Below are 6,250 nucleotides of genomic sequence, written 5' to 3'. Positions count from 1 at the left end.
ATGTTGTGCTAATTCAAGTACGCCTAGCTTGTTTTTGATAATTTTTTGTTGTGTTGTCATAATACTTAATCTGTTTTAAAGTTATTTAATTTGATTATAACTGTCAGATTAAGTATTGACTAATTCAATATACTAGTGAGTATTTAGTGAGTGTTCAAGACCTCACCCTGCGGGTGTACAAGCACCCTCGTTGTTCTTGGCTATCCAATAATCAATTCGATGCCTGCCTTTTCTGCTTTGTATTTTATTTTGGTCTGCAATTCATAATAACTCCAGTTGCGAAGCACAAATTCCTGTTCTTTTGCAATTCCTATTTTGTCTTCCTGATTTTTGAGAACAAGTGTGCCTGCCTTTTGCTTGATACAGAAATCGATAAGCTTTCGGCTGTACAAATGAAGTCTATGACTTACATATCTGCTTTCAAGATTTTCTGTTTTATACAATGCCTTCTGTTTGCGTTTAGCTCCATTTCCTGAACGGGCATAGGCTATGCCATCTTGAATCCTTTTTTGACTTGCCTGAATTGCAAGTCTGCGATACAAAAACTCCTCCTTTGAGCCGATATTAATTCGCGTATTGTTAGCTTTTGCGACAATCGGATGTTCCAGAGATAGGGAAGCTTCCGCAATAATTTCAGGTTTTAAAAGATGTTCTTCCTTTTCAAATTCAAAAACTGCAAGCCAGAAGATTTTCCTGTCTTTCAGTTGTATCTGTGAAGTGCAAAGTTTTATTTTATCTTTTAGGAGGCGTTCCATTATTAGACGCTTATCAGAGAAGTCCTTTCCTAAGTATGTTTTTACAGGTATCGCAAACATATTAAAACAAAACGCTTTCGTTTCTTCGTCATATCTCATTTTGCTGATGCATTTAACCGGAAGGGGTATTGGAATGTCTTTTTTAAAATTTCTCAGTGATTTTGTTCCCTGCCAATAATCGGCTTTATTTTTAGAGAAGGTTGATTGAATAGTATTGTTCAGGCTTCCCAGAATATCTGTGGGGATTTCACCTTTAAATCGGTCATAAATCATTCGTGCTGTAGTGTTAGTTTTCGAACGGTTAAACATTCCCATCTGATCTTTTTTTTCATCAGCTAACTTGTATTGGATTTCTTCGGTGAGGTAAAAGAAATCCTTTATCATTTCCTGAACATACAAATGGGAAGCTATTAAGTTGGCCGCTAGGAAACAACGGTTCTGATACCTATACAGTTTTTCCCACATTTCATTTTTTTGATTTGTTGGAACATTAATCAGCAACTGAATTTTTCGGGTAAGTGTCATCGTAGATTTCTCCATATCAAACAGGTATTTCAGAGTTTTTCCGATTCTGCAAATATTGATAGGCACAAAGAAAATCTTGATGCACTTCTTTTTCAGAAAGGTTAAGTTCTCGTGCAATGACTGCAAATGAAGATTTCTTATCGAATCTTCTTTTCATAATTTCAATTTGTTGACTGCTGAGTTCTCCTTGTTGAACCTTATTGTTCTGAGATTTAATAGTTAGCCTGTCATTAGAACTTTCCTTTAGGATTTTTCTTAGATCATCTATTGCCCTATTTACCTCATTGCTTATATCTTTCACACTGCTTCCCATTGCTTCTGCAATAGGTTTGTATCGGAAGCCATATTGAAGGCATAGCTCAATAAGATGCTTTCTTTTGGGATTTATTACCTTTAAGATCTTATAGACCTCATCAAAATCTTTTTGATCGGACTCCTGCTGAAGTAGATGTTCTTTGTCTTGCAGAGGATCATATCCTACAAGATAATCTTGATAATTTTCAAAACTTTCAAGTGAAGCTGTTAAGCGTGCAAATTTATTCTTTGGAGTATTGAAATAAGTTATGCAGTCTCTTTTCAGAACAAACCGTAAAAAGCCAAGAATATGATTTGGAGTTTCAATCGAATCACGGTTTAGCCAGAGTTTAAGAAATGTATCCTGCACCAGCGTTTCCACGACAAAATCATCCTCAAGCATTTGTTTTCCGATCCAGAAAAGGAGTCTTTTGTAGCGTAAATGGATATGTTCTAATGAGGTGGGATTGCCTTTTTTCAGCAGTTCATATAACTGATGATCGTTTAGCATTCGGGGTAAGGAGTTTGTTCTTTTCATAAGCAGTGCATAAGATTTGACAATCACTTGAAGAACTGCTTCGATTTATAAGATGAATTCTCTACACCAATAATACTCACTCACTACATTTTGCCCAAAAGAAAGGCGTGGAACTCAACTTACAGACTAGAGGCACTGGTATACCCGTGTACGATAAGAGAGCCCACGCCGCGGTCGTGAGCTAATTTACTTATCTTCCCGTACACATAAAAATTACCAGTTTTCTAGTCGAGAATCTAAGCAATAGCTTCGATTATTATTATTGAAGTATCGCAAAGTTACCTTTATTGTAACTTATTTGTCAAATATAAAACATTTTTCTTAATGTAGGCTAATTAAACTACAAAAATTTATTTAAATCTCATCAATTTGTCTATTCAAAGTTAACTGCAATGGATAAATTAGAATTTAGAATAGCATTTGGTAAGAGAGTGGAGATGTTTAGGAAAAAGCTAAATTTAAGTTATAGAGAGTTGGCTCAAAAATGTGATGTGGATCATAGTAATATTAGTAAAATAGAAAAAGGTGAAGTAGATCTTAGAATCTCAACTGTTCAAGAATTAGCCAAAGGTCTAGATGTGCATCCACAAGAATTGTTTGATTTTAAATTAAAGTAATGTTTACGATTAAAAAAAGTAGATATTAATTGTAAAGAATCATCTATTAAGTGTTCTAAACTTAAATAAATTGCTATATTTTTATAAATTCTAAACCAGAATTTTATAAAATTATATTTGTTTGGTTTTTAACAGGTTAATATGACTCAAAAAGATATTAAACAACTCGAAGTAGAGCTTTGGGAAGCAGCTGATGAATTAAGAGCTAATTCAAAGTTGACTGCTGCTGAATATAAAGATCCGCTATTAGGATTAATTTTATTGCGTTTTGCTGAAAATAAATATTTAGAAGCAAAAGATAAATTACAAGAAATACTACCCATAAATCCTCGTACTAAAAAACGCCGTGATGCTACGAAAGATGATTATGTGGCTCTTGGCGCAATGTTTTTACCGGAAAAAGCACAGTATACCCATCTTGCCAACTTACCGGAAAGCGAAGATTTAGCCGAAGCTGTAAACTCTGCAATGAAGCTTATAGAAGCTGAATATGAAGAACTGGCAGGTATTCTTCCTAAAAATTATCAGGAGCTGACTCCTGAAGATGATTCAGATAATAATTTACTGGCAAATCTGATCCGTATTTTTAATAGTGACTCAGTTCAAAAAGCGAAAGGAGATGTCTTTGGAAGAGTATATGAATATTTCCTGATGAAACTTTCAATGATGGGAGCCGGTGCACAAGAAGGAGGTGAATTCTTCACACCCCCCTCATTAGTGCAACTAATAGTTAATTTTATTCAACCGGATCACGGGATTATTCACGATCCTGCTTGTGGTTCGGGAGGTATGTTTGTACAAACCGCCCATTTTATCAAAGATCATCAGAATAAAAAAGTAAACGAAGCCATAAAAGTTTTCGGTACAGAATATAAAAGCAATACCACTCGTCTTGCTAAAATGAACTTAGCCATCCACGGAATAAACGGTAGTATCGCTAATAATAACTCTTTTTACAGTGATCCGCACGAATTATTTGGAAAGTGTGATTTCCTGATGGCAAATCCACCTTTTAATGTTGACAAAGTTGATGCTAAGAATAAATTTTTAGCAGAAGATAAACGTCTACCTTTTGGTGCACCACTGACTGGTAAAGGAACAATTGGAAATGCGAATTATCTTTGGATACAATATTTTATGTCGTATCTGAACCCAACTGGAAGGGCTGGTTTTGTAATGGCATCTTCAGCAACTGATGCTGGAAATGCTGAAAAACGGATTCGTGAAGAATTGGTAAAAACAAGAAATGTTGACTGTATCGTTTCTATCGGGAACAACTTTTTCTATACTCGTTCGCTTCCTTGCCATTTATGGTTTTTTGATAAGGGTAAGCGAAAAGAAAACAAAAATAAAATACTGATGATCGATGCCCGTAATGTTTATCGAAAGATAAGCACTACGATTAATGATTTTTCTCCTGAGCAATTGGAAGGATTAACAGCTATAATGGCATTATACCGAGGTGAAGTTCCTGAAGTCGCAACAGACAATTCTTGGTTTAACGAGCATTTCCCTGAAGGAATATATCGTGATGTAGAAGGTTTGTGCAAAGTGGTGGATTTGGATGAAGTGTCAGAACAGGATTATAGCCTTACACCAGGACGATATGTGGGGGTAAGCATTGATATTGATATGGAGTTTGATTACAAAGCCAGAATGCAGGAATTGCACAGCGAATTAGCTGAACTGAATACCGAAGCTAACCAATTGATGAACCAAATTCAAGCTTTTAAATTATGAGAGAAAGTTGGAAAGAGATAACAATCGGTGATTTAGGAAAAGTAGTTACAGGAAATACACCACCAAAGAATGACAAAGATAATTATGGAGGCAGTTATCCTTTCATTAAGCCTACTGATATGGAAGTCGGGCGAAGATATGTAACTACTTGGGAAGAAAATTATTCAGAAAAAGCCTTTAAAAAATATAAAAATTCTTACATACCGCCCAAAGCAACAGGAGTAGTAACTATTGGAACTGTTGGCGAAAAAATGTTTCAGGCTGACCAATGGTGTTTTACTAATCAGTCTGTGAATGTTATAATTCCTAATACAGAATTGTATGATGAGGACTTTATATTTTATTTAATGAAAATAAATCTTCCAAAAGTTGAAAATGCCAACCCAGGTACCGCTTCTGGTAGACACCACGTCAGTAAATCAAATTTCTGTGCAATCAAAATATGTGTTCCTGGAAATAAAGAAACTCAACGCAAAATTGCCAACATTTTATCTGGTTATGATGATTTGATAGAGAATAACCTAAAGCGTATAAAAATTTTAGAAGAAATGGCACAACAAACCTACGAGGAATGGTTTGTTCGGATGCGTTTTCCGGGTTATGAGACTGCGGTTTTTGATGAGAATGGTTTGCCGGAAGGGTGGAGTATTGCAAAACTTAGAGATGTTCTCGTCCTTAATTATGGTAAAGCATTAAAACAAGAAGTTAGAATTGAAGGTGAATTTAATGTATATGGCTCATCTGGAGTTGTTGGTACTCATATTGATTATCTAGTAAAAGGTCCAGGATTAATAATAGGAAGAAAAGGGAATGTTGGATCAGTTCATTTTGAAAATAATAACTTTTATCCAATTGATACGGTTTATTATGCGACAAGCGAGTTAAGCTTAAAATATCTTTACTATTTGATAAAAAGCTTAACTTTTGTCAATAATGATGCTGCTGTCCCTGGTTTAAATCGGGATGCAGCATACAATAAAGAAATTATCAAACCAATTCATACTCTAATAAAGAAGTTTGATGATTACTGTGCGCCATTATATGTTATTAAAGAAAATCTTCAATCTCAAAACAAACATTTACGAGAGACTCGGGATATTTTGTTACCACGTTTAATGATGGGGATAATTGATGTAGAGAGTTTAGAAACAAAACCAATTGAGGCTAAAATCATTCCGTTAGAACAACCTAAAAAAGAAGCTCCAAAAGAATTTAAAGAAGCCGTTTTGATTGCATGTTTAACTGAAAGATTTGGTAGCGAAAAATTCCCTTTGGGTAGAAAAAGATATACCAAGCTTTCTTATCTTTTTCACAGATATTCAGACAATAAAATTCAGGATTATCTGAGAAAAGCTGCAGGACCTTACAACCCAAAAACAAAATACGGCGGTCCTGAAAAGATTGCGCTAAATAGCAAATACATACAAAACTGGAAAGGAGATAAAGGTACGACAGGATTTGTAGTTGCCGAAAAGATAGATGATGCTAAAAAATACTTTTCCAACTACTGGCAAATAGCCGATTTGGATTGGCTTGTTACAAAGTTTAAATTTAAGTCTAATGATGAACTGGAGCTTTTGGCAACAGTTGATAATAGTTTGATAGAGCTTTCTAAAAAGAATATTGAGTTTACTTCAACCAATGTTTTGGACATTATAAAATCTGAAAAAGAATGGGAGGCGAAGTTGGAGCGAACGATTTTCAGTGATGCGAATGTGGAGAGCGCAATTAGTTTTTTAATTGAAACCTTACAGTATGAGAAATAATTAAAAAATAAAAAA

5 protein-coding genes are annotated in these 6,250 nt (G+C 34.7%); 3 read left to right on the top strand and 2 right to left on the bottom strand.

What is annotated here, in order from left to right:
- Nucleotides 1–200 precede the first annotated feature (200 nt).
- Together A1704_RS15115 and A1704_RS15110 are read right to left on the bottom strand one after the other, a co-directional pair.
- Entirely contained in the window at nucleotides 201–1,295 is a 1,095-nt protein-coding gene (locus tag A1704_RS15115; protein ID WP_062674771.1) for a transposase, read from the bottom strand.
- A 1-nt stretch (nucleotide 1,296) separates the two neighbouring features.
- Nucleotides 1,297–2,112 carry an RNA polymerase sigma factor gene (locus A1704_RS15110; RefSeq protein ID WP_062674769.1) on the bottom strand — a complete coding sequence of 272 codons (816 nt, stop codon included), beginning with the start codon at nucleotides 2,110–2,112 and terminating at the stop codon, nucleotides 1,297–1,299.
- 392 nt (nucleotides 2,113–2,504) lie between these two features.
- On the opposite strand from A1704_RS15110, the gene A1704_RS15105 reads away from it, so the two are divergent.
- The 3 genes from A1704_RS15105 (at nucleotide 2,505) to A1704_RS23900 (ending at nucleotide 6,235) form a co-directional block, all read left to right on the top strand.
- Nucleotides 2,505–2,729 (top strand): helix-turn-helix domain-containing protein, encoded by a 225-nt coding sequence (locus A1704_RS15105; RefSeq protein ID WP_062674766.1) that lies wholly within the window; start codon nucleotides 2,505–2,507, stop codon nucleotides 2,727–2,729.
- 141 nt (nucleotides 2,730–2,870) lie between these two features.
- The gene (locus tag A1704_RS15100) at nucleotides 2,871–4,469 is read left to right on the top strand and encodes a class I SAM-dependent DNA methyltransferase (protein WP_062674764.1); all 1,599 of its coding nucleotides are present in this window, start codon (nucleotides 2,871–2,873) and stop codon (nucleotides 4,467–4,469) included.
- Nucleotides 4,466–6,235: a restriction endonuclease subunit S gene (locus tag A1704_RS23900; protein ID WP_065119636.1), complete on the top strand. Its 1,770-nt coding sequence runs from the start codon at nucleotides 4,466–4,468 to the stop codon at nucleotides 6,233–6,235. Before A1704_RS15100 ends, A1704_RS23900 begins: the two co-directional genes overlap by 4 nt.
- The last annotated feature ends 15 nt before the right edge of the window (nucleotides 6,236–6,250 follow it).

Source organism: Chryseobacterium cucumeris (genome assembly GCF_001593385.1).
In the GTDB taxonomy this organism is placed as follows: Bacteria; Bacteroidota; Bacteroidia; order Flavobacteriales; family Weeksellaceae; genus Chryseobacterium; species Chryseobacterium cucumeris.
The sequence above is the reverse complement of the archived record's forward strand: the minus strand, read 5'-3'. Positions and strand labels throughout refer to the sequence as shown.

Excerpts from the sequence above, each read along its gene's own strand:
- A1704_RS15100 (WP_062674764.1), top strand. The coding sequence starts at position 2,871 with ATGACTCAAAAAGATATTAAACAACTCGAAGTAGAGCTTTGGGAAGCA.
- A1704_RS15115 (WP_062674771.1), bottom strand. The coding sequence starts at position 1,295 with ATGGAGAAATCTACGATGACACTTACCCGAAAAATTCAGTTGCTGATT.
- A1704_RS23900 (WP_065119636.1), top strand. The coding sequence starts at position 4,466 with ATGAGAGAAAGTTGGAAAGAGATAACAATCGGTGATTTAGGAAAAGTA.
- A1704_RS15105 (WP_062674766.1), top strand. The coding sequence starts at position 2,505 with ATGGATAAATTAGAATTTAGAATAGCATTTGGTAAGAGAGTGGAGATG.
- A1704_RS15110 (WP_062674769.1), bottom strand. The coding sequence starts at position 2,112 with ATGAAAAGAACAAACTCCTTACCCCGAATGCTAAACGATCATCAGTTA.